Here is a 26,112-nt window from a genome sequence, read left to right on the forward strand (position 1 = left end):
TCCGCATCAGCGGGCCACCGCCTCGTAGACGAAGTTCAGCAGCGCGACGTCGCCGTCCCGGCGGCCGTACCCGGCCGCGGCGGCGCCCATCACGGCGAGCCGCTGCGGGTCCCGGATCAGCGGGATGACCGTCCGCTCCAGCCAGTCCGGGGTCAGCTCGGCGTCGTCGACGAGCAGCCCACCGCCGGCCTCCACCACCGGCAGCGCGTTGCGCTTCTGCTCCTGGTTGCTGTGCGGGTACGGCACGTAGATGGCGGGCAGCCCGATCGCGGCCACCTCGGCGCAGGTCATCGCCCCGCCCCGGGCCAGCATCAGGTCGGCGGCGGCGTAGCCCAGCTCCATCTCGGACAGGTAGGGCACCGTCACATACGGCACCGGCAGATCGGTGGGGACCGACACCGGCTCGTTGCGGGCGCCGATGACGTGCAGCACCTGCACGCCGTTGCGGGCCAGCTCCTTGGCCACCCCGGAGACCGCCAGGTTGATCGAGCGGGCGCCCTGCGAGCCGCCGGCGACGAAGAGCACCGGCAGGTCGGGGCGGAGTCCGAAGTGGGCCCGCGCGGCGTTGCGCATCGCCGCCCGGTCCAGCCCGGCGATCCCCCGGCGCAGCGGCACGCCGACCACCCGGGCGTCGCGCAGCGACTCCGCCTGCACCGGCTGGTGCGGGAAGCCCACGGCGATGTTCTTGGTGAACTTCATCCCGAGCCGGTTGGCCACGCCCGGGGGCACGTTCACCTCATGGATGACGATCGGCAGCTCGCGCCGCCAGGCGGCGAGGTAGCCGGGCACCGAGACGTACCCGCCGAAACCGACCACGGCGTCGGCCTGGACCTCGTCGATCACCTTGCCCGCCGCGCGGGCCGCCTTCCACATCCGGTCCGGGGTGCGGACCAGGCTCATGTTCACCGAGCGGGGCAGCTGGTAGGCCGGGATCTGCCGCAGGTCGTAGCCGGCCGGCGGGATCAGCTCGTTCTCCAGGCCCTTGGGGGTGCCCAGGCAGGTGATCCGGACGCCCGGGTCGTGTCGGCGTAGGCAGTCGGCGAAGGCCAGCAACGGGTAGATGTGGCCACCCGTGCCCCCTCCGCAGAGCACCACCGAACGCAGCTGACCCATCAGCGTCTCCTCTCGCTCGCCGTGCCGGCGCGCGTCCGGCTCGGCCGGGCGCCGCGGGTCGCGGCCTGGTCGTCCTCCCGCCGCGCCCGGGACCGGGGTACGGACCCACGGTCGGCCGGTGGCGACGCCGGGCGGCGTCGCCGGCCGGGAAGCGGCGGCAACGGGGCCCAGACTAGTCGGACCCACCGGGCCGGCGGACGGGCATGCAGGGCTCGGGCCGCGTCGGGCTCCGCGCGGGCGAAGGAGGCGAGCATGCCGGTCGCCGCCAGGGTCACCACCAGGGCGCTGCCGCCGTCGGAGATGAACGGCAGCGGCACGCCGGTCAGCGGCAGCAGTCCGGTGACGCCACCGATGTTGATCACCGCCTGGCCGACCAGCCAGGCGGTGACCCCGGCGGCGGCGAGCCGGCGGAACGGGTCCTCCACCCGGCGGGCGATCCGCAGCCCGGTGTACGCCAGCACGGCGAAGAGGACCAGCACCACGGTGCAGCCGACCACGCCCAGCTCCTCGGCGATGATCGCGAAGATGAAGTCGTTGTGCGCCTCGGGCAGCCAGCCGAACTTGAAGCTGCTCTTGCCCAGCCCGACGCCGAACCAGCCGCCGTGCTCGATGGCGTTGCGGGCCTGGACGATCTGGTAACAGTTGTTCTCAAAACAGGTCTTCGGGTCGGGCGAGTTGAGGAACGAGGTCAGCCGGGCCAGCCGGTAGTTGTCGGCGTCGCGCGAGCCGGAGCCGGCGCCGAGCGAGGCCACCGCGACCAGCAGGCCGATCCCGAGCAGGCCGACCGCGGAGAGCACGGCGAAGATCTGCATCCGCACCCCGGCCGCCCAGAGCAGGCCGACGACCAGGGCCAGCAGGCAGAGCATGCTGCCCAGGTCGTTGTAGCCGACCAGCACGAAGAGCAGGCCGACCACCGGGAAGAGCGGGGTGGCCAGCTCCTTCCACCAGCCCAGCGCGGCACCCTTGCGGGCCAGCACGTGGGCGCCCCACAGCACCAGCGCGAACTTGGCCAGCTCGGCGGGCTGGACCTGGATCGGCCCGAGGAAGAGCCAGAGCAGCTCGGCGTGCAGCGGGCCGACCGACTCCACCCGGAACAGCGCCTCCAGCGCGACCAGCACGTTGAGGATGAGCAGCAACGCCACGGCCACGCCGAGCGCGGGCCGGCCCACCGCGCGGAAGGTGCGGGCGGGCAGCCGCTGGCAGGCCCAGAACGCCACGATGCCGATCACCGCGAAGATCGTCTGCTTGACCAGGGACGCGGTGGCGTCGCCGTCCTCGGCGTAGTCCTTCACGCTGGTCGCCGAGAAGACCATGGTCAGACCGATCAGCAACAGCAGGCCCGCACTGGACAGCAGCAGATAGTAGGAGGCCAGGGGCCGGGCCAGCAGACCGCGCAGCGCGGCCAGCCCGCCGGCCGCGTCCAGCCCGAACAGCCCGCCGGGCGGTTCGGCCGGCCGGGTCACCGGAGGTGGTCGGCGGGTCTGGGTCTCGGTCCTGCCCTCGGTGTCTCGTTCCTCCCCCACCCGCCCATCATCGCGGCTGGGGCCGTCCGCCCGTGGCGCAACCGCCCGGTCGGCGTGTCGGAACGCGAAAGGAGGGGCCACCCGGGCCCCTCCTTCCACCGTCGGCGCCCGGGTCAGGTGACCGCGGCGAGGAACTCGCTGTAGAACAGGCCCAGCGCGATGGCCACACCGATGCCCGCGATGATCCAGAACCGGACCACGATGTTGACCTCGCTCCAGCCGGCCAGCTCGAAGTGGTGCTGCAACGGCGACATCCGGAACACCCGCTTGCCGGTGGTCCGGAAGGAGATGATCTGGATCACCACGGACATCGTGATGATCACGAAGAGCAGGCCGATGATCGGCAGCAGCAGAATGGTCCGGGTGGACATCGCCATGCCGGCGATCAGGCCGCCCAGGCCGAGCGCCCCGGTGTCGCCCATGAAGATCCGGGCCGGCGAGGTGTTCCACCAGAGGAAGCCGACACAGGCGCCGGCCGCCGCCCCGGCGATCAGCGCGATCTCCAGCGGGTCCCGGACCGAGTAGCAGTACGCCTCGGTGTAGTTCGGGTCCGCGCACCAGTGCCGGTACTGCCAGAAGGCGATCAGCGCGTACGCGGCCAGCACCATCACCGAGGCGCCGGTGGCCAGGCCGTCCAGGCCGTCGGTGAGGTTCACGCCGTTGGTCGCCGCCATCACCACCAGGATGATCACGATCACCGAGGCGACCTTGCCGATCTCCAGCACCGGGATGTCCCGGATGAAGCTGAGCGTGGTGCTGCCGACGGTCTCGGCGTTGGTCCGGGCGCCGGACGCGTCGTACATGGTGCTCGGGAAGTACAGCGCGACGATGCCGAAGACCGCGCCGACCAGGATCTGGCCGGCCAGCTTGCCGCGCTTGTTCAGCCCGCCGCTGTGCCGCTTGCGGACCTTCAGGAAGTCGTCGATGAAGCCGACCGCGCCGGAGAAGACCATCAGCCCCAGCAGCACCAGGGCGGTGATGGTCGGCTCCACCTGGGCGATCTGGGCGTCCGGCAGGGTGGTCAGGGCAAGGTGCCCGGCGACGTACGCGATGACCGTGGCCAGGATGAAGACCATGCCGCCCATCGTCGGCGTGCCCTTCTTGCCCTGGTGCATGGCCGGACCCTCGGCCCGGATCGGCTGGCCGGCCTTCAGCCGGGTGAACACCTTGATCGCGATCGGGGTGCCGAGCAGCGAAATCAGGAAGGCGACCCCGATGGCGACGATGACCGCCCTCATGAGGTGACCCCCTCCCCGGCGGTCTCGCGCAGCGCGTCCGCCACCTCCCAGGTGCGGTACCGGGAGCCCTTCACCAAGACCACGTCACCCGGACGTAGCTCGCCCCGCAGCACCTCGACGGCCGCCGCCTGATCGGTGAGCAGCACCGACTCTCCTCCCCAGTCACTTACCGCTGTCGCGCCTTCGTGGATCTGCGCCGCCGGCTCACCCACCACGAGCAGCCGGTCGACGCCCAGTTCGGCCGCGAGCCGGCCGACCTGCTGGTGCCCCTCCCGCTCGAACGTCCCCAGCTCGGCCATGTAGCCGAGCACCGCGACGGTACGCCCCTGCCCGTGCAGGCCGGCCAGCGCCCGCAGCGCGACCGCCATCGAGGCCGGGTTGGCGTTGTACGAGTCGTCGATCACCGTGATCCCGTCGGAGCGCTCGAAGACGTCCATCCGTCGGGTCGAGAGCAACACCAGCTCGCCCAGGGCGACGGCCAACTCGGCCAGGGGCATCCCCAGCTCGCGGGCCACCGCCGCGGCGGCGAGGGAGTTGGAGACCTGGTGCCGTCCGGTCAGCCCGAGCCGTACCGGCGCGTTGCCCTCCGGGGTCACCAGGGTGTACGACGGCCGGCCCCGCCCGTCCAGCGTCACGTCCACCGCCCGGACGTCGGCGTGCGGCGCCTCGCCGTACCGGACCACTCGGGCCTGGGTACGGGTGGCCATCGCGTCGACCAGCGGATCGTCGGCGTTGAGCACGGCCAGCCCGTCGACGGGCAGCGCCTCGACCAGCTCCCCCTTGGCCAGGGCGATGGTCTCCACCGAGCCGAACTCGCCGATGTGCGCGACCCCGACGTTGAGCACCACGGAGATCCGCGGCGGCACCACGTCGCAGAGGTAGCGGACGTGCCCCACCCCGCGGGCGCCCTTCTCCATCACCAGGTAGCGGGTCTCCGGCCCGGCCTGCAGCGCCGTGTACGGGTGACCCAGCTCGTTGTTGAACGAGCCGGGCGGCGCCACGGTCGGGCCGAGCCGCACGGTGAGCTGGGCGATCAGGTCCTTCGTGGTGGTCTTGCCGGAGGAGCCGGTCAGCCCGATCACGGTGAGCCCGGGCAGCCGGTCGACCACCGTGCGGGCCAGCCGCCCCATCGCCGCGAGGGCGTCGTCGACCAGCACCATCGGCACGCCGGGCACCTCCCGGGTGCCGAGCACCGCCACCGCGCCGGCCGAGACCGCGCCGGCGGCGTAGTCGTGCCCGTCCACCTTCTCCCCCGGGAACGCCACGAAGAGCCCGCCGGGGGCGACCTTGCGGGAGTCGAACTCGACCGACCCGGTCACCCGGGCGTCCGGGTCGGCGACGACCAGCCGCCCATCGACGGCCGAGGCGACCTCGGCCAGCGTCAGCGGGATCACCGTCGACCCACCAGGTCGCCGAAGCGGGCGCGCAACGCCTCGGCCAGCTCGACGCGGTCGTCGAACGGGAGCACCTCGCCGGCGACCTCCTGGCCGCGCTCCTGCCCCTTGCCCAGCACCGCCACCACGTCGCCCGGCTCGGCCAGCCGGACCGCCTCGGCGATGGCGGCCCGGCGGCCGGGCGCCTCGATGATCCGGGCGGCCGCGTTCGCCGCGAACGCCCCGGCGAGCACCTCGGCCCGGATCGCGGCCGGGTCCTCGGTACGCGGGTTGTCGTCGGTCACCAGCACCACGTCGGCCCCCTCCGCCGCGGCGGCGCCCATCACCGGCCGCTTCCCCCGGTCCCGGTCGCCACCCGCGCCGATCACGCAGATCAATCGCCCGATGCTCAGCTCGCGCAGCGCGACCAGGACGGCCTCGATCGCATTCGCCTTGTGCGCGTAGTCCACCACCCCGCGCACCGGCGCGTCGCCGCTGACCAGCTCCAGCCGCCCCGGCACCCCGCCGCAGGCGGAGACCCCGGCGACCGCGGTCTGCGGGTCGACCCCGGCGGCGACCAGGGTGGCGACGGCCAGCAGCGCGTTCGCCACGTTGTGCCGGCCGGGCAGCGCCACCGTGGCGGGCAGAGCCAGCCCGTCCGGGCCGTGCACGGTGAAGCGCTGGGCGTACCCCTCGCCGTCGATCCCGTCGGCCCACCAGGTGGCGGTCGGGTCGCCGGCCGCCGAGTAGCTGACCGTGCCCGGCTTGAACAGCGGCCGCAGCGCCGGGTCGTCGTGGTTGAGCACCTCGACCTGGCAGCGCCCGTCGAAGAGCTTCGCCTTGGCCGCGAAGTAGTCCGCCGAGTCGGCGTGGAAGTCCAGGTGGTCGGAGCCGAAGTTGGTGTAGCCGCCGACGGTGAAGCGGACTCCGCCGACCCGTCCCATGGCCAGGGCGTGGCTGGAGACCTCCATGACCACCGCGCTCACTCCGCGCTCCCGGGCCACGGCGAGCATGGCGTGCAGGTCGGTCGCCTCCGGGGTGGTCCGGACGCTGTCGATCACCAGGTCACCCAGCCGGGTCTCCACGGTGCCGATCAGGCCGGTGGTGTGGCCGGCGGCGCGCAGCCCGGACTCGATCAAATAGCTGGTGGAGGTCTTGCCGGCGGTGCCGGTCACCCCGATCACGGTCAGCCCCTCGGTCGGGTCCCCGTAGACGGTGGCGGCGACCTCGCCGAGCACCGCGCGGGGGTCGTCGACCACCAGCGTCGGCAGGCCCACCCCGGCGGCCAGTTCCGCGCCGGCCCAGTCGGTCAGCAGGGCCACCGCGCCGGCCTCGGCCGCCCCCGCGGCGAACTCCGCGCCGTGCCGGCGGGCGCCGGGCAGCGCCGCGTACAGGTCCCCGGGGCGGACCTCCTGGCTGGCGTGGGTCACCCCGGTCACGGCCACCCCGGCGACGCCCTCGGGCGGCATCGCGGACCGCGCCTGCTCCCCGCCCGCGACCGCGGGGCTCGCGAACTCACTCCTCGCGCTCGCAGGGAGTCGCGCGGCGAGGTCGCCGAGCCGGACGGGATTCACGGTACGGGGGCGTGGATTGCCGGGCACGGCGTCAGACCCTACCCGGTCGTCCGGTTCCGACCGCACGGCCGCCCCGGTGGTTCGTCGCCACTCACCGATGATGTCCCGCCCGCCCCGCTCAACGCGGAAAGACCTCGAACTTGGGGGACCTGCTGGTCGCCGACGGCGGCACCCGGTAGTGCCGCAGGGTGTAGCCCATCATCTCCCGGAAGGCCGGCGCGGCGACCGCGCCGCCCTCGCCGCCGGGGCTCCAGACAAAGACCGCCACCACGTACCGGGGATGCTCCGCCGGGGCCATCCCGATGAACGAGCCGACCTCGCCGGGCTGCTGCTTGCCGTCGGCGTACCGCAGGCCGGTGCCGGTCTTGCCCGCCACCCGGTAACCGGGGACGGCGGCGGCCAGGCCGGTCGCCGGGCCATCGGCGCCGTTGACCGTGGTGACCGCCTCCAGCATGGTGCGCAGCGCGGCCGCGTTCTGCGGGCTGAGCACCGACCGGGTCACCGGCGCCGGGCCCGGCGTCCGCTTCCCGTCCGGACCGAGCACGTCCTTGATCAGGTGCGGCTGGACGTAGGTGCCGTTGTTGGCGATGGCGGCGTACGCGGCGGCCATCTGCAGCGGGGTGGCGTCGACGCTGTGCCCGATCGGCACCGACCCGTACGACGACCCGCTCCACTCGTCGGCCGGCAGCAGCCGCCCGGAGGCCTCACCCGGCATGCCCTCGCCGGTGCGCTGGCCGAGCCCGAACCGCTTCTGGTAGTCGATCAGCCGGTCCCGGCCCAGTTTGCCGGCGATCTCGATGGTGCCGACGTTGGAGGAGTAGGCCAGCATCCCGGGGATGCTCATCCGCTGCCCGTTGGCCGGGTGGGTGTCCCGGAAGGTCCGGTCGCCCCTCTGGATGGTGTTCGGGATGGGCATCGTGGTGTCCGGCGTGATCACCCCCTCCTGCAGCGCCGCGCCGTAGGTGATCGCCTTGTGGATCGAGCCCGGGTCGACCACGAAGCTGGTCGCCGCGTCCTCCCGGTCGGTCGGCCTGCTGCCCTCCGGGTCCGCCGCGTCGTAGGTCGGGTTGCTCGCCTGGGCGAGCACCTCGCCGGTGGCGACGTCGATGATCACCGCCGCGCCCACGCTGCCCTTCGTCTGCGCCATCTGGGCGCTGAGGATCCGCTGCGTCTGGAACTGCAGGTCCCGGTCGATGGTCAGCTTCAGGGAGCTGCCCGGCTTGGGCAGGGTGGTCAGGCTGTACCCGCCGGGGATCGGCGCGGCCAGGTCGCCCTGCCCGATTTCGTAGGTCTTCCTGCCGGCCTGCCCCTGGAGCAGGTCGTCGTACTTCGCCTCCAGCCCCTCGAGGCCGTGCATGTCCTGGCTGACGAAGCCGATCAGGTTGGCGCCCAGGTCACCGCCGGGCACCTCGCGCCGCTCGTCCCGGTGCACGTAGATGCCGGCCAGGTCCAGCGCCATGATCTGCTTCGCCTTGCCGATCTCGACACCGCGGGCCAGGTACTCGAACTGCGACGGGGTGGTGGTGCCGGGCAGGGTTCGCTGCTTCATCTTGTCGGCCAGCTCGGAGACCGGCTTGCCGAGCAGCGGGGAGAGCAGCCGGGCGGTGGCGAACCGGTCCTTGACCCGGGTCGGGTCGGCGTAGACGTACCGCGCCTCGACGCTGTGCGCCAGCGGGTCGCCGGTCCGGTCGTAGATCGCGCCGCGTGGCGCGGGCAGGTCGACCACGGCGAGCCGGCGGGGCAGCCCGCCGTCGGCGTACGCCGGGGTGTCCACGGTCTGGAGGACGACCAGCCGGATGCCGATCGCGGCGAAGAGGGTCAGGGTGAGCAGCGTGCCGAGCCGCAGCCGGCGGCGCGGGTCGGCGAGCTTCGGCGGGCGGCGCGGCTTGCGCGACGGCCGCCGGGCGGCGGGCCGGGCCGGCCGGCGCGGGCCCGGCCGGCGCCGGGGCGCCGGCGGTTCGTCGTCGTCGAACGGCTCCCGCACCGGGCGCGGCGAGACGGTTCGCACCACGCCGGCCCGGCCGCCGCCGGCGGTCTCCCGGCGGCCGGCGCGGCCGCCGTCGAGCACCTGCAAGGCGGGCCGGAACGGGTCGCCGGAACGGCTGCTGCGTGGGGTACGCCGCTGCTCGGCGCCCCCGGTGGGCGCGGACCGGACGCCCCCGCCCTCGCGGATGGTCCGCCCCCGGGGCGTGTACGCCCGGGCGTCGGAGATGCCGCCGACGCCCGGCTCGCCGGAGCGCGGGTCGGCGCCCCGACCATCCCGGGACGAGCCGCGCCGGGAGCCCGTGGCGTCCCGGCGCGGTTCTTCCGATCTCGGGGGCACCCGACTACCCCCCGTTGCCCTGCTGGCTGGTGATCGCCGGCGCGCCCTCCGCCGGGTGCGGAACGCCGATCATCTTCCCGTCCGGCAGCCGGATGTACGCGGGGTCGTCGGACTCGACCAGGCCGAGCTTGCGGGCGTTCGCGGTCAGGTTGCCCGGCGCCTTCTGGTCGGCGATCTCCTTCTCCAGCTGCTGCTGGTCCACGTTGAGCTTGGCCTGCTGCTGCTGGAGCTTCTCCAGCCGGAAGGCGTTCTCGTTGATCTTCGTGTTGACCAGCAGGATGCCGAGCACCCCACCGACCACCAGCACGAGGATCAGCCCGACGAACGGGGCCCGCGGCACGGAGACCGGCGGCGGCGGGGCGACCCGCAGCCGCGGCGAGGCCGCCGCCGTGGTGACCTTCGTCCGCTCGGCCGGCCGCAGCGCGGCGCTGCCCTGGGTGGGGAACTCGCGCGTCCCCCGGGCGCGGGTCTCCTCCCGGCGGTCGGCCCCGGCCGTCACGGTGGCCGCTCGCGTGGTGCGCTGCGCCGCGGTCCGGCCCCCCGACCGCGGTGCGCGCTGCTCGATGCCGGTGTCCCGGCCGGCGCGCCTGTTGACGTTCATGTCCCCTCCCCCTCTTCGTCCGTCCCACTGCCGTCCCCGGGAGTCGACCGCGGATCCGTCCCGGACCCCGGCGACCCCGTCCCCGGTTGGTGCATCGCCTTGACCCGGCGGCGGTACCGTTCGCGGTCGGTACGCCCCTGCTGGGCCGCCTCCGGGTCGAGCCGTTCCGCGGCCCGCAGCCGCACCGAGGCGGCGCGCGGGTTCGCGGCGATCTCGGCCTCCCCGGCGAGCTCGGCACCCCGGCTGAGCAGCCGGAACGTCGGGCCCGATCCGGGCAGTTCGACCGGGAGGTCGATCGGGCCCTTGCTGCGGACCCGGTCGGCGAGCGCCTGCTTGGTGAGCCGGTCCTCCAGCGAGTGGTAGGACAGGACCACCATGCGGCCGCCCACGGTGAGCTTGTCGAGAGCGGCCGGCAGCGCCGCCTCCAGCGCTGCCAGCTCTTTGTTTACCTCGATCCGTAAAGCCTGAAACGTTCTCTTTGCCGGGTGCCCCCCGGTTCGTCGGGCTGGTGCCGGAATGCTCTCTCTGACCAGCTCGGCCAGCCGGGCCGACGAGGTGATCCGGCCGCGCTCCCGCTCCCGGAGGATCGCCGAGGCGATCCGCCCGGCGAACTTCTCCTCGCCGTACACCCGCAGCACCCGGGCCAGCGCCGGGTGCGTGTAGGTGTTGACCACCTCCTCGGCGGTCATCCCCCGGGTCTGGTCCATCCGCATGTCCAGCGGCGCGTCCTGCGCATACGCGAACCCGCGGTCGGGCGCGTCCAGTTGCAGGGACGAGACGCCGAGGTCGAACAGGATCCCGTCGATCGCCGGATACCCGAGCCGGTCGAGCACGTCGGGCAGCTCGTCGTAGACCGCGTGCTCGAGGTGGATCCGGTCGGCGAACCGGGCCAGCCGGAACCGCGCGTGGGCGAGGGCCTCGGTGTCCCGGTCCAGGCCGATCAGCACCGTGTCCGGATGTGCCTCCAGGACCGCCTCGGCGTGCCCGCCCAAGCCGAGCGTCGCGTCGACGTGTACGGTGCGTCCGTTCCGACCCAGCGCGGGGGCCAGCAACTCGAGACACCGCTCGAGCAGCACCGGCACGTGCGTGCCACGTAGCTCCCCCATGTCGACCCCCACTGGTTGAAACCCACTTCCGTCCGTGTCGCGTCCTGTGTCGCCACGACACCTCGTCGTACCGCCAGATCCCCATCCGCTCCCGCCCGCCGAAGGCCGGAGCCCCCGATACGGATCGTGCGCCTGGCACCGGGGAAGGGGTGCCAGGAACTCGAAAGCGGCTGGAGATCTCGCAGTACGCCGGGCGTCGTCGCGCCCTACAGACCGCCGGGCAGCACCCCCTCGGAGATGTCGGCGAAGTCGTCTTCGCTCTCCGCGAGGTAGGCCTCCCAGGCCGCCCTGTCCCAGATCTCCACCCGCGTGCTCGCGCCGATCACGACCAGATCGCGGTCGAGCGCGGCGTACGAGCGCAGGTGCCCGGGGATGGTCACCCGGCCCTGCTTGTCCGGGACCTCGTCGTGCGCGCTGGCGAAGAAGACCCGGCTGTAGGCCCGGGCCGCCTTGTGCGTCATCGGCTGCGCGCGCAACTGCTCCGCGATCCGCTGGAACTCGGGCATCGGGAAGACGTAGAGGCAGCGCTCCTGCCCTTTGGTGATCACGACACCCCCCGCCAGTTCATCCCGGAACTTCGCCGGAAGGATCAACCGGCCCTTGTCGTCCAGGCGCGGAGTGTGGGTGCCGAGGAACATCGGCCCAACCCCCCTCGCCCTGAGCGGCGTTCGCGGCGCCGCTGACCCCCCGGGCCGGTGCGGCCCTCCCGGCCCCACCATCGCGCCCCACTCTACTCCACTTCCCTCCACCCGCAACCAGAAACGCCCGCGTGGCGCGCCGTTTCCGCGCGCAAAAGAGCACGTCAAAGGGGGTGGGGTGGAGTGGAGGGCCGCGGCGGCCCCCGGCCGCGTCCGCTTCCCGACATTGATCGACTCCATCCGGCCGAACGCCGGCCGGCCGTCCGCCGGGCCGCCACGGCCGAACGGATCGCCGTCGGCCGCGATCTGGCCGTGCCACGGGTCCGGTAACCTCGCTCGGGTGACCGACGCGAAGATGCCCCTGCGGGCAAAGGTGGCCAGCTCCGTGTCGCGGACCGCCGCGGCGCTGTCGCGGGCCGCCGGCCGCGGCGACGGCTCGGTGATCGGCGGCTGGATCGGCCTCAAGATCGACCCGGACCTGCTCGTGCACCTGGCGGCGGGTCGGGCCATCGCCCTGGTGTCCGGAACCAACGGCAAGACCACCACCACCCGGCTCACCACCGCCGCCGTCGGCGTGCTCGGCCGGGTGGCCACCAACTCCTTCGGCGCCAACATGCCCAGCGGCCACACCTCGGCCCTGGCGAAGGCCGGCAGCACCCCGTACGCGGTGCTCGAGGTCGACGAGCACTACCTCGCCCAGGTGCTGGAGGCCACCGAGCCGCACGTGGTGGCGCTGCTCAACCTCTCCCGCGACCAGCTCGACCGCGCCAAGGAGGTCGCCATGATGGCGCAGCTCTGGCGCGCCGCGCTGGTCCAGCACCCCGACGTGCGCGTGGTCGCCAACGCCGACGACCCGATGGTCGTCTGGGCCGCCACCCCGCCCGCCGACCCGGCCCGCGGCCACATCCCGCCGCACGTCACCTGGTTCAGCGCCGGCCAGCGCTGGCACGACGACTCGTGGGTGTGCCCCGAGTGCGGCTCCACCATCGAGCGCTCAGGTGAGCAGTGGCGGTGCACCGGCTGCCCGCTGCGCCGCCCGGAGCCGCAGTGGACCGTCGAGGACGACGGCGTGCTCGACCCGACCGGCGCCTGGCACAAGGTGCAGCTGCAGCTCCCCGGCAAGGTCAACCTGGGCAACGCGGCGACCGCCCTCGCGGTGGCCGCCGAGTTCGGCGTACGCCCGGTGGACGCCGTCTCCCGGCTCGGCACGGTCACCTCGATCGCCGGCCGCTACGCCCAGGTGGACCGGGACGGGCGCAACATCCGGCTGCTGCTGGCCAAGAACCCGGCCAGCTGGCTGGAGGCGTTCGACATGGCCGACGAGGCGCCCACCCTGCTTTCCATCAACGCCCGCGACCCCGACGGGCTGGACACCTCCTGGCTCTTCGACGTCGACTTCGCCCCGCTGCGCGGCCGGCAGGTCCTGATCACCGGCGACCGGGCGTACGACCTGGCCGTCCGGCTGGACGTCAACGGCGTGCCGTTCCGGCACGTCCGGGCCTTCGACGACGCGATCCGGGCGGTGCCACCGGGCCGCCTGGAGGTCATCGCCAACTACACCGCCTTCCAGGACATCCGAGCGGAGCTGGACCGTGTCAACTGAGAGCCTGCGCATCGTCTGGATCTATCCCGACCTGCTCTCCACCTACGGCGACCGGGGCAACATGCTGATCCTGGCCCGCCGGGCCCAGCTGCGCGGCATGCCGGTGGAGGTGCTGGAGGTCCGCTCCGACCAGCGGCTGCCCGCCACCGCCGACATCTACCTCCTCGGCGGCGGCGAGGACGGGCCGCAGGCGCTCGGCGCCCAGCGCCTGCTCGCCGACGGCGGCCTGCACCGGGCGGTGGCCCAGGGCTCGGTGGTCTTCGGCGTCTGCGCCGGCTACCAACTCCTCGGCACCTCCTTCTTCGCCAAGGGCACCAAGTGCGCCGGGCTGGAGCTGCTCAACCTCTCCTCCGACCGCGGCCCCACCCGGGCCGTCGGCGAGCTGGCCGGCGAGGTCGACCCGCGCCTGGGCATCCCCGCGCTGACCGGGTTCGAGAATCACGGCGGGCGCACCCACCTCGGGCCCGGCGTGTCGCCGCTGGCCCGGGTCACCGCCGGGGTCGGCAACGACGGCGTCACCGAGGGCGCCTGGCGGGGCAAGCTGCTCGGCACGTACTCGCACGGACCGGCCCTGGCCCGCAACCCGGCCCTGGCCGACCTGCTGCTGCGCTGGGCCACCGGCATCCACCAGCTCTCCGCGCTGGACGACACCTGGGCCGAGCGGCTCCGCTCGGAGCGCCGCGACGCGGTGGCGGCCGCCGCCCGGGCGTGATCCCCGCCGTCCGGCGGCTGCTGCGGCAGCCGTCGGCGCTGCGCTTCGCCGGCTTGCTGGTGCTGCTCGCCGCGCTCGCCGTGGCGCTCCTGCTGGTGCCCCGGCCGGACCCGGCGCGGCTGCCGCAGTTCGCCGACTCCCTCGGCGGGTACGCCCCGGTCGCCGCCATCGTCGGCGGGGCGCTGCTGCTGGTGGCGCTGGTGCCACGGACCTTCGTCACGCTCGCCGCCGGGGCGATCTTCGGCCCGCTGGAGGGCGCCGCGTACGCGCTCGGCGCGGCGCTGCTCGCCGCGGCGCTCGGCTTCACCGTCGGCCGCCTGCTCGGCCGGGAGTTCGTGGCCGAACGGGTCCGCGGCCGGCTGGCCCGGCTGGACGGCTGGTTCGCCCGGCAGACCGTGTTCGGGGTGATCACCGTCCGGCTGCTGCCGATCGCCGGCTTCGGCCTGGTCAGCTACGGCTACGGCACCACCGGCGCCCGCGTGCTGCCGTTCCTGGCCGGCAGCGTGATCGCCTCCGCCCCGACCGCGTTCGGGTACGCCGCCATCGGCGCGGCGGTCAGCTCGCCGGGCCACGTCAACTGGTACGCCGCCGCGCCGGCCAGCCTCGGGCTGATCGCCAGCGTGGTGCTGGTCCACCGTTGGTGGCGCGCCGAACGGCAGCGCCGGGCGGCCCGGAGCTGATGCCCGCCGAGGAGCTGCTGCCCGGGCGGAGGCGCGCCCGGGGTGGGGCGCGCCTCCAGGTCGGGCGGACGGCATCAGGCGACGACGGAGACCATCCGGCCCTTGACGACGATGACCTTGCGGGGCTCCTTGCCGGCCAGCGGACCCGCGACCGCGGCCAGGGCCGCCGCGCGTACCTCGTCCTCGGGCGCGTCGGCGGGGACCTCGATCCGGCCGCGGACCTTGCCGTTGATCTGCACCGGGTAGGTCACCGTCTCGGCGACCAGCAGCGCCGGGTCGGCGGTCGGGAAGTCCGCGTACGCCAGCGAGGTGTCGTGGCCCAGCCGCCGCCACAGCTCCTCGGCGACGTGCGGGGCGAACGGCGCCAGCATCAGCACCAGCGGCTCGGCGACCTCCTCCGGCGTGGCGGACAGCCGGGTCAGCGCGTTCGTCAGCTCGATCAGCTTGCTGATCGCGGTGTTGAACCGGATCCCCTCCATGTCGCCGCGGACCCCGTCGATCACCTGGTGCAGCAGCCGCCGGGTGGCCTCGTCGGCCGGCACGTCGGTGACCCGCGGGTCGCCGGTCCGCTCGTCGACGACCGCCCGCCAGACCCGCTGCAGGAACCGGTACGACCCGACCACCGCCCGGGTGTCCCAGGGGCGGGACACCTCCAGCGGCCCCATCGACATCTCGTACACCCGGAAGGTGTCCGCGCCGTACGCCGCACACATCTCGTCCGGGGTGACGACGTTCCTCAGCGACTTGCCCATCTTGCCGTACTCGCGACTGACCTCGGTCTCACCGTGGAAGAAGCGGCCGTCGACCTCGGCGACCTCCTCGGCGGGCACCGGCGTGCCCCGGGAGTCGCGGAACGCGTACGCCTGGATCATGCCCTGGTTGAACAGCTTGCGGAACGGCTCGAACGACGAGACGTGCCCCAGGTCGAACAGCACCTTGTGCCAGAACCGGGCGTACAGCAGGTGCAGCACGGCGTGCTCGGCGCCGCCGACGTACAGGTCGGTGCCGCCGCAGTCGCCCGCCCCGCGCGGCCCCATCCAGTACGCCTCGTTCTCCGGGTCGACGAACCGCTCGTGGTTGGTCGGGTCCAGGTAGCGCAGCTCGTACCAGCAGGAGCCGGCCCACTGCGGCATCACGTTGGTCTCCCGGGTGTACCGCTTCGGCCCGTCACCCAGGTCCAGCTCCACCTCCACCCAGTCGCGCCGCCGCGACAGCGGGGTCTCCGGGTCGCTGTCGGCGTCCTCCGGGTCGAACGTCTTCGGCGAGAAGTCGTCCACCTCGGGCAGCTCGACCGGCAGCATCGACTCGGGCAGCGCGATGGCGGCGCCGGTCTCGTCGTACACGATCGGGAACGGCTCGCCCCAGTAGCGCTGCCGGGAGAACAGCCAGTCGCGCAGCCGGTAGGTCACCGCGCCGGCGCCGTACCCGTTCGCCTCCAGCCAGGCGATGATCACCGCCTTGGCGTCGGCGACCCCCAGGCCGTTCAGGTCCAGGCCGCGGTCGGGCGCGGCGCTGTTGATGGCCGGGCCGTCCCCGGTGTACGCCGTGCCGTCGAAACCGTCGGCGGGCTGCACGGTCCGCACGATCGGCAGGTCGAAGACCTCGGCGAACGCCCAGTCCCGCTCGTCCTGCGCCGGCACCGCCATGATCGCGCCGGTGCCGTAGCCGGCCAGCACGTAGTCGGCGATGAAGATCGGGATCGGGTCGCCGGTGACGGGGTTGGTCGCGTACGCGCCGACGAAGACGCCCGTCTTCTCCTTGGTGTCGGCCTGCCGCTCCATGTCGGTCTTGGTCGCAGCGGCCTTCCGGTACGCCTCGACGGCCGCCCGCGGGCTGGCGTGCCCGCCGGTCCAGGCGTCCTTCGTCCCGGCCGGCCAGGTCGCCGGCACCAGCAGGTCGACCAGTTCGTGCTCGGGGGCCAGCACCATGTAGGTGGCGCCGAAGACGGTGTCCGGCCGGGTGGTGAACACCCGGATCGGCTCCAGGGTGGTGGGGAAGTCGAGGTGCGCGCCCTGGGACCGGCCGATCCAGTTGCGCTGCTGCAGCTTGATCGGCTCCGGCCAGTCCAGGGTGTCCAGGTCCTCCAGCAGCCGGTCGCCGTACGCGGTGATCCGCATCATCCACTGCTTCAGGTTGCGCTTGAAGACCGGGAAGTTGCCCCGGTCGGAGCGGCCGTCGGCGGTGACCTCCTCGTTGGCCAGCACGGTGCCCAGCCCCGGGCACCAGTTCACCGGCGCCTCGGAGACGTACGCCAGCCGGTGGTCGTCGACGATGGCCCGCCGCTCGGCCACGGTCAGCTCGGCCCAGGGGCGACCGTCCGGGGTCGGGCGGGCGCCTCCCTCGAACTCGGCGATCAGCTCGGCGATCGGGCGGGCCTGCTTCGCGTCCCGGTCGTACCAGGAGTTGAAGATCTGCAGGAAGATCCACTGGGTCCAGCGGTAGAAGTCGGTGTCGATGGTGGCCACCGTGCGGCGCTCGTCGTGGGCCAGCCCCAGCCGGCGCAGCTGCTCCTTGTACCGCTCGATGTTCGCCACTGTGGTGGTCCGCGGGTGGGTGCCGGTCTGCACCGCGTACTGCTCGGCGGGCAGGCCGAACGCGTCGAAGCCCATCGCGTGCAGCACGTTGCGCCCAGCCATCCGCTGGTAGCGGGCGAAGCAGTCGGTGCCGATGTAGCCCAGCGGGTGACCGACGTGCAGGCCGGCGCCGGACGGGTACGGGAACATGTCCAGGACGTACAGCTTCTCCGCGCCTGCCCGGGGGTGGTCCGGGTCGGCCAGCGGACCGGTCGGGTTCGGCGCGTGGAAGGTCCCCTCCCGCGCCCAGCTGTCCTGCCAGCGGTGCTCGATCTCGCCGGCCAGGGCCGCGGTGTACCGGAACGGGGGAATGTCGTTCGCCGGTGCGGCTGCCTCACTCATGGCGTCTCCTCGGCACGGTGATGTCGGAAATGAGAACTCTGCTCAGGGCACAAAAAAGCCCCTCACGCAGGAGGGGCCGCCGTGCTGTCGCGCGTCAGCGCATCAGCACGGCCCGGTAAGAAGCAGGAAGACTCCGGCCATGACCGGGAGTGTACCCGCCCCGCGGGCGTCCGCGCCGACCGCTACCGCGGGTCGGGACGCGGGCCGGGCCGGAGCGATCCCGGTACCGGGCCGGACGGCCCCCGACGACGGGCCGTGACGGACCCGTTCCCCCGACCTGACGAATATTCCGGGCGTAACCGACCGACTGGCTGCGGGGGTCGGCGACAGCGACAAACATGGTTAGCCTGAGAGACCAGTGAGATTATTGCGGCAAACGAGGCTCGCACGTCGCGAACCCAACGGCGGGTCCAGGTGCTCTATACAGAACTGCCGTCCGACGAGGAGGAGGCCCGTGACACAACAGACCTGGGACGAGCTGGGCGGTCTGCTGCCGCACGACGAGTTCCGCGCCGCCAGCGAGGCCATCGTGGCCAACATCGAGCAGGTCATCGAGGGCAAGACCGCGACGGTCCGGCTCGCCCTGGCCGTGCTGCTCGCCGAGGGTCACCTGCTCATCGAGGACGTCCCCGGCGTCGGCAAGACCAAGCTGGCGAAGGCCCTCGCCCGCTCGATCGACTGCTCGGTGCGCCGCATCCAGTTCACCCCGGACCTGCTGCCGAGCGACGTCACCGGGGTCAGCGTCTACAACCAGGAGAACCACGACTTCGAGTTCCGGCCCGGCGCGGTCTTCGCCAACCTGGTGGTCGGCGACGAGATCAACCGGGCCTCGCCGAAGACCCAGTCCGCCCTGCTGGAGTGCATGGAGGAGCGGCAGGTCACGGTCGACGGGGTCACCTACCAGCTGCAGACCCCGTTCATGGTGATCGCGACCCAGAACCCGATCGAGATGGAGGGGACGTACCCGCTGCCCGAGGCGCAGCGCGACCGGTTCACCGCCCGGATCGCGATGGGCTACCCGGACGTCGGCGCCGAGCTGGCCATGCTGGACGGTCACGGGGCGACCGACCCGCTGAACGAGCTGCGCCCGGTCTCCGACGCGGCCACCGTGCGCCAGCTCATCGCCACCGTCCGGCAGGTGCACGCCGCCGACGCCGTCAAGCAGTACGCGATCGACCTGGTCACCGCCACCCGCGAGGCCCCGGACCTGCGCCTCGGCGCCTCCCCCCGGGCCACCCTCCAGCTGCTGCGCACCGCCCGCGCGGTGGCCGCCCTGGAGGGGCGCGACTACGTCCTCCCCGACGACCTTCAGGCGCTCGCCGTGCCGGTGCTGGCGCACCGGATCATCCCGACCGCCGACGCGCAGCTGGCCCGCCGCACCACCGACGCGATCGTCGCCGAGCTGGTGCACCGGCTGCCGTTGCCGCACGACCGCAAGCGCTCCCCGTACGACACCCGGCCCGCCAAGGGCGACGGCATCGGCCGCGGCCCGTTCGAGCCACGGAGGCCGTGACGTGCGCGACGGGCTGCGCGGACTGACCACCCGGGGCCGCTCGTTCCTGGCGGCCGCGGTGGCCGCCGCGGTCTCCGCCGGCATCCTCGGCGAGAAGGACCTGCTGCGGGTGGCCGTCCTGCTCGCCGTCCTGCCGCTGCTCGCGGCGGCGTACGTCGGGCGCAGCCGCTACAAGCTGGCCTGCAACCGGTCCCTGGAGCCGCACCGGGTGCCGGTCGGGGCCAGCTCCCGGGTGGTGCTGCGGCTGCAGAACCTGTCCCGGCTGCCCACCGGCACCCTGCTGCTGGAGGACCGACTGCCGTACGCCCTGGGCAGCCGCCCCCGGGTGGTGCTGGAGCGGCTCGGCGCGCACCAGGCCAGCTCGGTGGCGTACACGGTCCGCGCCGACGTGCGCGGCCGGTACGAGGTGGGTCCGCTGGTGGTCCGGTTGACCGACCCGTTCGGGTTGTGCGAGCTCACCCGCGCCTTCCCCAGCACCGACCACCTCACCGTCATCCCGCAGGTCGCCCCGTTGCCGTCGGTCCGCCTCCCCGGCGAGTTCGCCGGCAGCGGCGACAGCCGGGCCCGCTCGGTCGCCGTGCACGGCGAGGACGACGCGGCCACCCGGGAGTACCGGGTCGGTGACGACCTGCGCCGGGTGCACTGGAAGTCGACCGCCCGCACCGGCGAGCTGATGGTGCGCCGCGAGGAGCAGCCCTGGGAGAGCCGGGCCACGGTCGTGCTGGACACCCGGGCCTTCGGTCACCGGGGCGACGGCCCGACGGCGAGCTTCGAGTGGGCGGTCTCCGCCGCGGCCAGCATCGCGGTGCACCTGCGCCACGCCGGCTACAAGCTGCGCCTGGTCACCGGCTCCGGCGCGGACGTGGACGCGACCGAAGGGACCGGCGAGGGGCTGCTCCTCGATCACCTCGCCGAGGTCCGGCTGGACCAGCGGGTCGAGATCGCCACGCTGGTGCAGCGGGTCCGGCAGCGGGCCGACGGTGGGCTGATCATCGGCCTGTTCGGCTCGCTGAGCACGGCCGAGGCGGAGCTGCTCCGCGGGTTGCGGGGCAGCGGCGCCACCTGCGTCGGCTTCGTGCTGGACAGCACCACCTGGCTCAATCTCCCGCCGAAGGCCCGCGCCGAGGCGGAACACGCGCACGGCGCCGCGGCGCTCGCCCTGCTGCAGAGCGGTTGGCGGGTGATCGGCGTGGACCACGGCGGCCGGCTGCCGGTGCTGTGGCCGCAGGCCGGCCGCGGCTCGCAGGGCTTCGCGCTACGCGCGGCGCTCGCCGAGACGGTGGCCGGGGGCGTGCGATGACCGGAAGGACGACCTCGTGACCGCGACCCGGAACCTCGGCTTCGTCGCCGCGGCGGCGACCCTGCTGGCCGCGGCGCCGCTGTCGGCCATCTTCCAGCGCTGGACGTGGCTGATCGAGGCGGCCATCGTGGTGGCGGTGGTGGCCGGGGCGGCCGCGCTGAGCCGGCTGGTCCGGGCGCCGCTGTGGGGCCAGGTGCTGGCCATGCTCGCCGGCCTGCTGGTCGCCCTCACCTGGATCTTCCCCGGCGGCACCGAGCTGCTCGCGTTCCTGCCCACCCCGGCCACCTTCGCCCACTTCGGGGAGCTGCTCGGCGCGTCGCTGCAGGACATGCGGTCGTACGGCGTGAAGGTGCCGGACGTCGACTCGCTGCTGTTCCTCGCGGTGCTCGGCATCGGCGGGGTCGCGGTCGTGGTCGACGTGCTGGCCGTCGGCCTGCGCCGACCGGCGCTGGCCGGCCTGCCGATGCTGGCGATCTACTCGGTGCCGGTGGCGGTCTATGTGGACAGCGTTCCCGCGACCCCGTTCGTGGTGGGCGCCGCCGGGTACCTCTGGCTTCTGGTCACCGACAACGTCGACCGGGTACGCCGGTTCGGCCGCCGGTTCACCGGGGAGGGCCGGGACGTCGACGTGTGGGAGGCGTCGCCGCTGGCCGCCGCGGGCCGCCGGCTGGCCGTGGTCGGCGTCGCGCTGGCCGTGGCGCTGCCGCTGGCCGTGCCGGGGATGACCGGCGGCCTGATGGACGCGGTCGGCAACGGGACGGGCGACGGCACCGGGCGGCCGGGGCAGGGCGGCAGCCCGGGTCGGATCGACCTCTTCGCCGCGCTGAGCGGCCAGCTCAACCAGTCCCAGGTCTACGAGATGGTCAAGGTGACCACCAACGAGCCGAACCCGTTCTACCTGCGCTTCGGCGTCGCCGACGAGCTGCGCCCGAACGGCTTCCAGGTGCGGGTGCCGACCGGTCGGGCGGCCAACCGGAGCCTGCCCGACCCGACCGAGCGGGCCGGCCGGGGCGTCGAGCAGCAGCGCTACCGGGCGACCGTCGAGGTGACCAAGAACCTCAACATGCCCTACATACCGGTGTACGCCGAGCCGGTGAAGACCGAAGACCTCAGCGGCAACTGGCTCTACGACCGGAACCTGCAGGTCCTCTTCTCCAACCGGGAGAGATCCCGGGGCAAGCACTACTCGTTCGACTACGTCCGCTCGACGTTCAGCCCCGCGGCGCTGCGGGCGGCGCCGTCGCTCTCCGCCGACGACCCGGTGCTGCGTCAGCAGACCATGGCCCCGGTGGTACGCGAGGTCGACAAGCTGGTCGACCAGCTCATCAAGGGCAAGCCGAACGACTACGACAAGGTGCGGGCGATCTACGACTACTTCTCGGTCGAGAACGGCTTCGCCTACTCGCTCGCCACCAAGGGCGGCACCAGCGGCGACGACATCACCGACTTCCTCGCCACCAAGGTGGGCTACTGCCAGCAGTACGCCGCCGCGATGGCGTGGCTGGTCCGCCGGGCCAACATCCCGGCCCGGGTGGCGTTCGGCTTCACCAACGGCAGCAACACGGGCGGCACATACGTGCTGACGAACCGGAACCTGCACGCCTGGACCGAGGTCTTCTTCGGCGGGATCGGCTGGGTACCGTTCGACGCCACCCCGGCGGCGAGCGTCCAGGGCTCGATCCGGTCGGCCTGGGCCCCGGACACCGACTCCCCGGAGGAGACCACCCCGTCGACGGGCAGCACCTCGGCCCCGGGCGCGGTCGACCCCTCGGCCGGTCCGGACGGGCTGAACCGGACCGACAAGGAGACCGACGCCGGGCTCGCCGTGAATGGTGGCGGCCCGACCCGGCAGGCCCCGGTCTGGCCGTGGTGGACGGCGGGCGTGCTCGCCCTGCTGGCGCTGCTCGCCGTGCCGGCGCTGCTGCGCCGGGCGTTGCGCCGGCGCCGGCGCGGCCGGGCGCACGGGCCGACGGCGGCCGTGCTGGACGCCGGCCCGGGCACGCCCGGCGGGACGCGCGAGGTGATGGTCGGTGTGGACGCCGACCGGGCCCGCGCGGATGCCCACGCCGCCTGGGACGAGCTGCTGGACACGCTGGTGGACTTCCGGGTGCCGGTCGACCGCACGGAGACGCCCCGGTCGACCGCCGACCGGCTGGTCCGTGACTCGCTCACCGAGGACGCGTCCGCCGCCACCGCGGCCCGGCTGCTCGGCCGCGCCGAGGAGCGGGCCCGGTACGCACGCGACCCGCTCACCGGCGAGGCGCTGCACCCGGCGCTGCGCACCGTACGCGGGGCGCTCTCCGCGCGGGCGGACCGGCGTACCCGCCTGCTGGCGGCCGTGCTGCCGCCGTCGGTGCTGCTGCGCTGGCGGCGCGCCATCTCGGACGCCTCCACCGGCCTGGTCACGACGGGCGGCCAGGTGCGGCTCCGCCTGCTGCGGTGGAGTCCCCGTCGCCTGCTGGCCAGCCGCCTGGCCCGCTGAGGGCGCGACGACGCGACCGCGCTCGCCGGAGGTCTCCGACGCGGCGCCGTCGCGTCACCCCTTCAGGGGTGTCACCTGGTCAGCGGTGCCCCTCCGGGCGCTGCCGCCAGCGGTCCTCCATCCGGTCGAGGAACGACCCCCGCCGGCCGGTACGACCACGGGGGCGACGGCGACTCGTCGTGCCGCCCACCACGTGCAGGTCGGGCGACTGGGAGCGGCGGTGCGACTGCACCGCGTAGCCCAGCGCGGCCAGCATGACGACGAAACCCGCCACTGACAGCAGCGGGGTCGTCATCACGCCGTAGACCAACAGGGCCAAACCAGCGATGACCACGCCGGCAGCGACGAGCAGGCGACGCCGCGTGTGGAAACGCGGGTCGCTGGCGCGCACGGCCGAGGCGAATTTGGGGTCCTCGGCAAGCGACCGCTCGATCTGCTCGAACAGCCGCTGCTCGTGCTCCGAGAGCGGCACGGCACTCCTCCCCGGTCACGTTGGTCGGCCCACTCGGGCCGACAGACCGTGGCAGCCAACCGGCTGCTTACCCGCAAGTCTACGAGGGGGCCCGCGCGTCGGAAAGCGGGACGACCTATGGTCGGCTCGGATTTTCGTCTCGACCCCGATGACGCTTGCCGAGAAGACTGGCCGGACCTATGACGGACCGCCCGAATCGGGCAGCCGCGGCGTCGGCGACCGCCTCCGCCTCCCGCCAGCCGCGCTCCGGCTCGCCCAGGGTGAGCTGGCGTGGCGTCTCTCCGGCGGCGGCCAGCCCCTCCACCCGTACGCCGACCAGCCGGACCGGCTCCCCCGGGTCGAGGGCCGTCCAGAGCGCCCAGGCGATGTCGAACATCTCCCGGGCGGTGTCGGTCGGTACGCCGAGGGTGCGGGACCGGTTGACCGTGCGGAAGTCGGCCAGCCGGACCTTGAGCGACACCGTCCGCCCCACCTGCCCGGCGCCGCGCAGCCGGGCGCCGACCTTCTCGGCGAGGGCGAGCAGCGCCCGGCGGATCTCCGTCGGGTCGACGACGTCGACGTCGAAGGTCAGCTCCGCGCCGATCGACTTCTCCACGTGTTCCGGGCTGACCCGGCGCGGGTCCCGCCCCCAGGCCAGCTCGTGCAGGTGAGTCGCGGAGGCCCCGCCGACCGCCCGACGGAGCAGCCCGACGGGCGCCTCGGCGAGGTCGCCGACGCTGGCCAGGCCGAGTCGGCGCAGCGCCTCGGCGGAGCGTTCCCCGACCCCCCAGAGCGCCCCCACCGGGAGCGGGTGCAGGAAGTCGAGCACCCAGGCCGCCGGCACCACGAGCAGGCCGTCCGGCTTGGCCCGGGTGGAGCCGAGCTTGGCCACGAACTTGCTCGACGCCACCCCCACCGAGCAGGTCAGCCGCTGCTCCTCGGCGACCCGGCGGCGGATCAGCCGGGCGATCTCCGCCGGGGCGCCGAAGAGCCGGCGGGCGCCGGCCACGTCGAGGAAGGCCTCGTCCAGGGAGAGCGGCTCGACCAGCGGGGTGACGTCCCGGAAGATCCGCATCACCGCCCGGGAGGCGGCCGTGTACTGCGGGAAGTCGGGCGGCAGGTAGACGGCGTGCGGGCAGAGCGCCCGGGCCCGCGCGGTGGGCATGGCGCTGCGGACGCCGTACCGGCGGGCCTCGTAGCTGGCGGAACTGACCACGCCGCGCGGCCCGATCCCGCCGACCACGACGGGCCGGCCGCGCAGCTCGGGGCGGCGGCGCACCTCGACCGAGGCGAAGAACGCGTCCATGTCGACGTGCAGGATCCGGCAGCCGGTGTCGTCGGCGTCCGGCCCGAAGCGCGGATCATCGCCCCGGGGCAACGACTGGCTGCGGCCCATCCCCGCAGGCTAGTGCGGTGTCCACTAACGTTCACCGGGGGTCCGGTGGGTGTTGTGGATCCTCGCCTTGGGGGCGAGCGACTCCCCACCGGGTGGTGGGGCGGGCCTCCGCGGGCCAACTGATCCTCGCGCCACCCTTGGCGGGCGGCGGGGGTCACGCCGGGACCGGCCGGCACCGGGCAGGTGTCGGCCGGCTCGACGGTGCGTGACCACCTCCGGCAGCACAACGGCTGCCAGGGTGGTGGATCCGCCACCCGGAATGCGGGTGGCGATGCTGGCCGCCGCGACCAGGTCGCGGTGCCCGGAGAATGCGCAGTGCGGGCAGGACAACGTCCTGCCACGAGGTTTCGGCACCCGGCGGTGGCAGGCGGGGCAGGTCGACGAGGTGCCGCGTTCGTCGACCAGCCGGACGGTGATCCCGGCCAGGGCAGCCTTGTCGGTGAGGACCTGCAGGAGCCGGCCGATCTGCCACTGCCGCAACCGCAGGTTGTGCCGCCGCCCCGCCTGCAGGTCCAGCACCCCGCGGGGGTCACCGACGTGCAGCACACCCACCCGCTGCTCCACCGCCCACGAGACGACCGTACGGGCGGCTTCGTGCTGGGCCTGGCGAACCCTGCGCCGGTGCCGGCCCTCCACCAGCCGTGTCCGACGGCGGTACTGCCGCCACCGCCGCGACCCCTTCTGGCCCGGCTTTGGCCCCCGACGGGCGACGGCACGGCGCCGGCCCTTGGTGTCGGCCAGGTGCATGCGGTGCTCGGCGCGGACCGCCCGCCCCGACACCAACAGCCCATCGCCGTCGGGGCCGGCCACCGCGTAGGGGTGGATGATCCCCAGATCCACCCCGGCCACCCGGCCCGGATCCGGCTCCTCACCCGGCGGGTAGACCGCCACCGGGACCTCGGCCGTCACGTCCAGGAACAGCCGGCCACCCTCACACAGCAGGGTGACCGAGCGGACCTGCTCGGCCGGATACGGCACCTCCCGCGCCAGGCGCACCCACAACGGCGCACTGCCTTTCGCGGTCGGAATTCGTACCCGGCGGCCGTCGAGGGTGAACGTGCCGTGATACCAGCGCACCGGCACCAACCCCCGCCGGCGACGCGGGAACCGCGCCGACACATCACCGGCGCCGCGGCGCTTCGCCGCCGCGAACCACGCATCCGAAAACCGGCGCAACACCGACCGGGCACCCGTGGAGTCCAGTTCGGCGAACGTGCCCGGCCCGGGCCCGGACAGCTCCCGGCACAACTCCTGATAACCGGACAGGGATACGTCCCGGCGGCGGCGCCGCCAGGCGTTGACCTCCAGCACGCACGCCCACACGTCACCGGCCGAGCGCAGCAACCCGAAACACCGCCGCCGCTGGCCAGGCGTCACCCGCAATGCCACACGCGCGGTGCGATACACGACCCGCGGGGCGGCGGGATCCCGACGACGAGGCACGAACCGAAGCCAACACCACCCCTACGACAATTTCCCCAACCCCGACCAACCCGGCCAACGTTTGTGGACACCGCACTAGCCGCCGGGTCCGACAACTGAGCCGTCCGACCGCCCCGACAGCCGCCCGG

General features: G+C 73.7%; 18 protein-coding genes and 1 pseudogene. 6 read left to right on the plus strand and 13 right to left on the minus strand.

Annotated elements, in window-relative coordinates; genetic code table 11:
- Nucleotides 1-6: 6 nt before the first annotated feature.
- The 9 genes from murG to mraZ form a co-directional block, all read right to left on the minus strand.
- On the minus strand, nt 7-1,113 hold the full coding sequence (gene murG, locus SLP03_RS01720) for an undecaprenyldiphospho-muramoylpentapeptide beta-N-acetylglucosaminyltransferase (RefSeq protein WP_319458691.1): 1,107 nt from the start codon (nt 1,111-1,113) through the stop codon (nt 7-9).
- Nucleotides 1,113-2,576 (minus strand): putative peptidoglycan glycosyltransferase FtsW, encoded by a 1,464-nt coding sequence (locus SLP03_RS01725; RefSeq protein ID WP_319458800.1) that lies wholly within the window; start codon nt 2,574-2,576, stop codon nt 1,113-1,115. The genes murG and SLP03_RS01725 overlap by 1 nt, the downstream gene beginning before the upstream one ends.
- A gap of 173 nt (nt 2,577-2,749) precedes the next feature.
- Nucleotides 2,750-3,874: a phospho-N-acetylmuramoyl-pentapeptide-transferase gene (gene mraY, locus SLP03_RS01730; RefSeq protein ID WP_319458692.1), complete on the minus strand. Its 1,125-nt coding sequence runs from the start codon at nt 3,872-3,874 to the stop codon at nt 2,750-2,752.
- Nucleotides 3,871-5,268, minus strand: a complete 1,398-nt coding sequence (locus SLP03_RS01735; RefSeq protein ID WP_319458693.1) for a UDP-N-acetylmuramoyl-tripeptide--D-alanyl-D-alanine ligase — start codon at nt 5,266-5,268, stop codon at nt 3,871-3,873. The genes mraY and SLP03_RS01735 overlap by 4 nt, the downstream gene beginning before the upstream one ends.
- Nucleotides 5,265-6,887: a UDP-N-acetylmuramoyl-L-alanyl-D-glutamate--2,6-diaminopimelate ligase gene (locus SLP03_RS01740; RefSeq protein ID WP_319458694.1), complete on the minus strand. Its 1,623-nt coding sequence runs from the start codon at nt 6,885-6,887 to the stop codon at nt 5,265-5,267. Before SLP03_RS01740 ends, SLP03_RS01735 begins: the two co-directional genes overlap by 4 nt.
- A 52-nt stretch (nt 6,888-6,939) precedes the next feature.
- Entirely contained in the window at nt 6,940-9,144 is a 2,205-nt protein-coding gene (locus SLP03_RS01745) for a penicillin-binding protein 2 (RefSeq protein ID WP_319458695.1), read from the minus strand.
- A 4-nt stretch (nt 9,145-9,148) separates the two neighbouring features.
- Nucleotides 9,149-9,745 (minus strand): hypothetical protein, encoded by a 597-nt coding sequence (locus tag SLP03_RS01750; protein ID WP_319458696.1) that lies wholly within the window; start codon nt 9,743-9,745, stop codon nt 9,149-9,151.
- Nucleotides 9,742-10,851 (minus strand): 16S rRNA (cytosine(1402)-N(4))-methyltransferase RsmH, encoded by a 1,110-nt coding sequence (gene rsmH / locus SLP03_RS01755; RefSeq protein WP_319458697.1) that lies wholly within the window; start codon nt 10,849-10,851, stop codon nt 9,742-9,744. Before rsmH ends, SLP03_RS01750 begins: the two co-directional genes overlap by 4 nt.
- 206 nt (nt 10,852-11,057) lie before the next feature.
- Nucleotides 11,058-11,489, minus strand: a complete 432-nt coding sequence (gene mraZ / locus SLP03_RS01760) for a division/cell wall cluster transcriptional repressor MraZ (RefSeq protein WP_200209727.1) — start codon at nt 11,487-11,489, stop codon at nt 11,058-11,060.
- A 355-nt stretch (nt 11,490-11,844) separates the two neighbouring features.
- Here mraZ and SLP03_RS01765 point away from each other — a divergent pair, with 355 nt between their 5' ends.
- The 3 genes from SLP03_RS01765 to SLP03_RS01775 are packed head-to-tail and all read left to right on the plus strand — an operon-like array spanning nt 11,845 to nt 14,484.
- Nucleotides 11,845-13,092 (plus strand): MurT ligase domain-containing protein, encoded by a 1,248-nt coding sequence (locus tag SLP03_RS01765; protein WP_319458801.1) that lies wholly within the window; start codon nt 11,845-11,847, stop codon nt 13,090-13,092.
- Nucleotides 13,082-13,804, plus strand: a complete 723-nt coding sequence (locus SLP03_RS01770) for a glutamine amidotransferase (protein ID WP_319458698.1) — start codon at nt 13,082-13,084, stop codon at nt 13,802-13,804. Before SLP03_RS01765 ends, SLP03_RS01770 begins: the two co-directional genes overlap by 11 nt.
- Entirely contained in the window at nt 13,744-14,484 is a 741-nt protein-coding gene (locus SLP03_RS01775) for a TVP38/TMEM64 family protein (protein ID WP_413644199.1), read from the plus strand. The genes SLP03_RS01770 and SLP03_RS01775 overlap by 61 nt, the downstream gene beginning before the upstream one ends.
- Before the next feature lie 74 nt (nt 14,485-14,558).
- On the opposite strand, the gene leuS is transcribed toward SLP03_RS01775, so the two are convergent.
- Nucleotides 14,559-17,399: a leucine--tRNA ligase gene (gene leuS / locus SLP03_RS01780; protein ID WP_319458700.1), complete on the minus strand. Its 2,841-nt coding sequence runs from the start codon at nt 17,397-17,399 to the stop codon at nt 14,559-14,561.
- 454 nt (nt 17,400-17,853) lie between these two features.
- Between leuS and SLP03_RS01785 the strand changes: the two genes are divergently transcribed.
- The 3 genes and pseudogenes from SLP03_RS01785 (at nt 17,854) to SLP03_RS01795 (ending at nt 22,694) form a co-directional block, all read left to right on the plus strand.
- On the plus strand, nt 17,854-18,912 hold the full coding sequence (locus SLP03_RS01785; RefSeq protein WP_319458701.1) for a MoxR family ATPase: 1,059 nt from the start codon (nt 17,854-17,856) through the stop codon (nt 18,910-18,912).
- Nucleotide 18,913: 1 nt separating this feature from the next.
- A complete protein-coding gene (locus SLP03_RS01790) occupies nt 18,914-20,212 on the plus strand; it encodes a DUF58 domain-containing protein (RefSeq protein ID WP_319458702.1) in 1,299 nt (432 codons plus the stop codon).
- Nucleotides 20,209-22,694 (plus strand): annotated as a pseudogene (locus tag SLP03_RS01795) (DUF3488 and DUF4129 domain-containing transglutaminase family protein). Before SLP03_RS01790 ends, SLP03_RS01795 begins: the two are co-directional and overlap by 4 nt.
- Nucleotides 22,695-22,773: 79 nt before the next feature.
- Here the strand turns inward: SLP03_RS01795 and SLP03_RS01800 are convergent.
- From SLP03_RS01800 to SLP03_RS01810, 3 genes are all read right to left on the minus strand, one after another.
- Nucleotides 22,774-23,166: a DUF3040 domain-containing protein gene (locus tag SLP03_RS01800; RefSeq protein ID WP_319458703.1), complete on the minus strand. Its 393-nt coding sequence runs from the start codon at nt 23,164-23,166 to the stop codon at nt 22,774-22,776.
- A gap of 115 nt (nt 23,167-23,281) precedes the next feature.
- Complete coding sequence (locus tag SLP03_RS01805) at nt 23,282-24,541, minus strand: DNA polymerase IV (RefSeq protein ID WP_319458704.1); 1,260 nt, start codon at nt 24,539-24,541, stop codon at nt 23,282-23,284.
- Nucleotides 24,542-24,565: 24 nt separating this feature from the next.
- A complete protein-coding gene (locus tag SLP03_RS01810) occupies nt 24,566-25,918 on the minus strand; it encodes a transposase (protein ID WP_319458705.1) in 1,353 nt (450 codons plus the stop codon).
- Nucleotides 25,919-26,112: the final 194 nt, after the last annotated feature.

This window comes from Micromonospora sp. RTP1Z1, assembly GCF_033804685.1.
Classification (GTDB): Bacteria; Actinomycetota; Actinomycetes; order Mycobacteriales; family Micromonosporaceae; genus Micromonospora.

Excerpts from the sequence above, each read along its gene's own strand:
- SLP03_RS01750 (WP_319458696.1), bottom strand. The coding sequence starts at position 9,745 with ATGAACGTCAACAGGCGCGCCGGCCGGGACACCGGCATCGAGCAGCGC.
- SLP03_RS01765 (WP_319458801.1), top strand. The coding sequence starts at position 11,845 with ATGCCCCTGCGGGCAAAGGTGGCCAGCTCCGTGTCGCGGACCGCCGCG.
- SLP03_RS01805 (WP_319458704.1), bottom strand. The coding sequence starts at position 24,541 with ATGGGCCGCAGCCAGTCGTTGCCCCGGGGCGATGATCCGCGCTTCGGG.
- rsmH (WP_319458697.1), bottom strand. The coding sequence starts at position 10,851 with ATGGGGGAGCTACGTGGCACGCACGTGCCGGTGCTGCTCGAGCGGTGT.
- mraY (WP_319458692.1), bottom strand. The coding sequence starts at position 3,874 with ATGAGGGCGGTCATCGTCGCCATCGGGGTCGCCTTCCTGATTTCGCTG.
- murG (WP_319458691.1), bottom strand. The coding sequence starts at position 1,113 with ATGGGTCAGCTGCGTTCGGTGGTGCTCTGCGGAGGGGGCACGGGTGGC.
- mraZ (WP_200209727.1), bottom strand. The coding sequence starts at position 11,489 with ATGTTCCTCGGCACCCACACTCCGCGCCTGGACGACAAGGGCCGGTTG.
- leuS (WP_319458700.1), bottom strand. The coding sequence starts at position 17,399 with ATGAGTGAGGCAGCCGCACCGGCGAACGACATTCCCCCGTTCCGGTAC.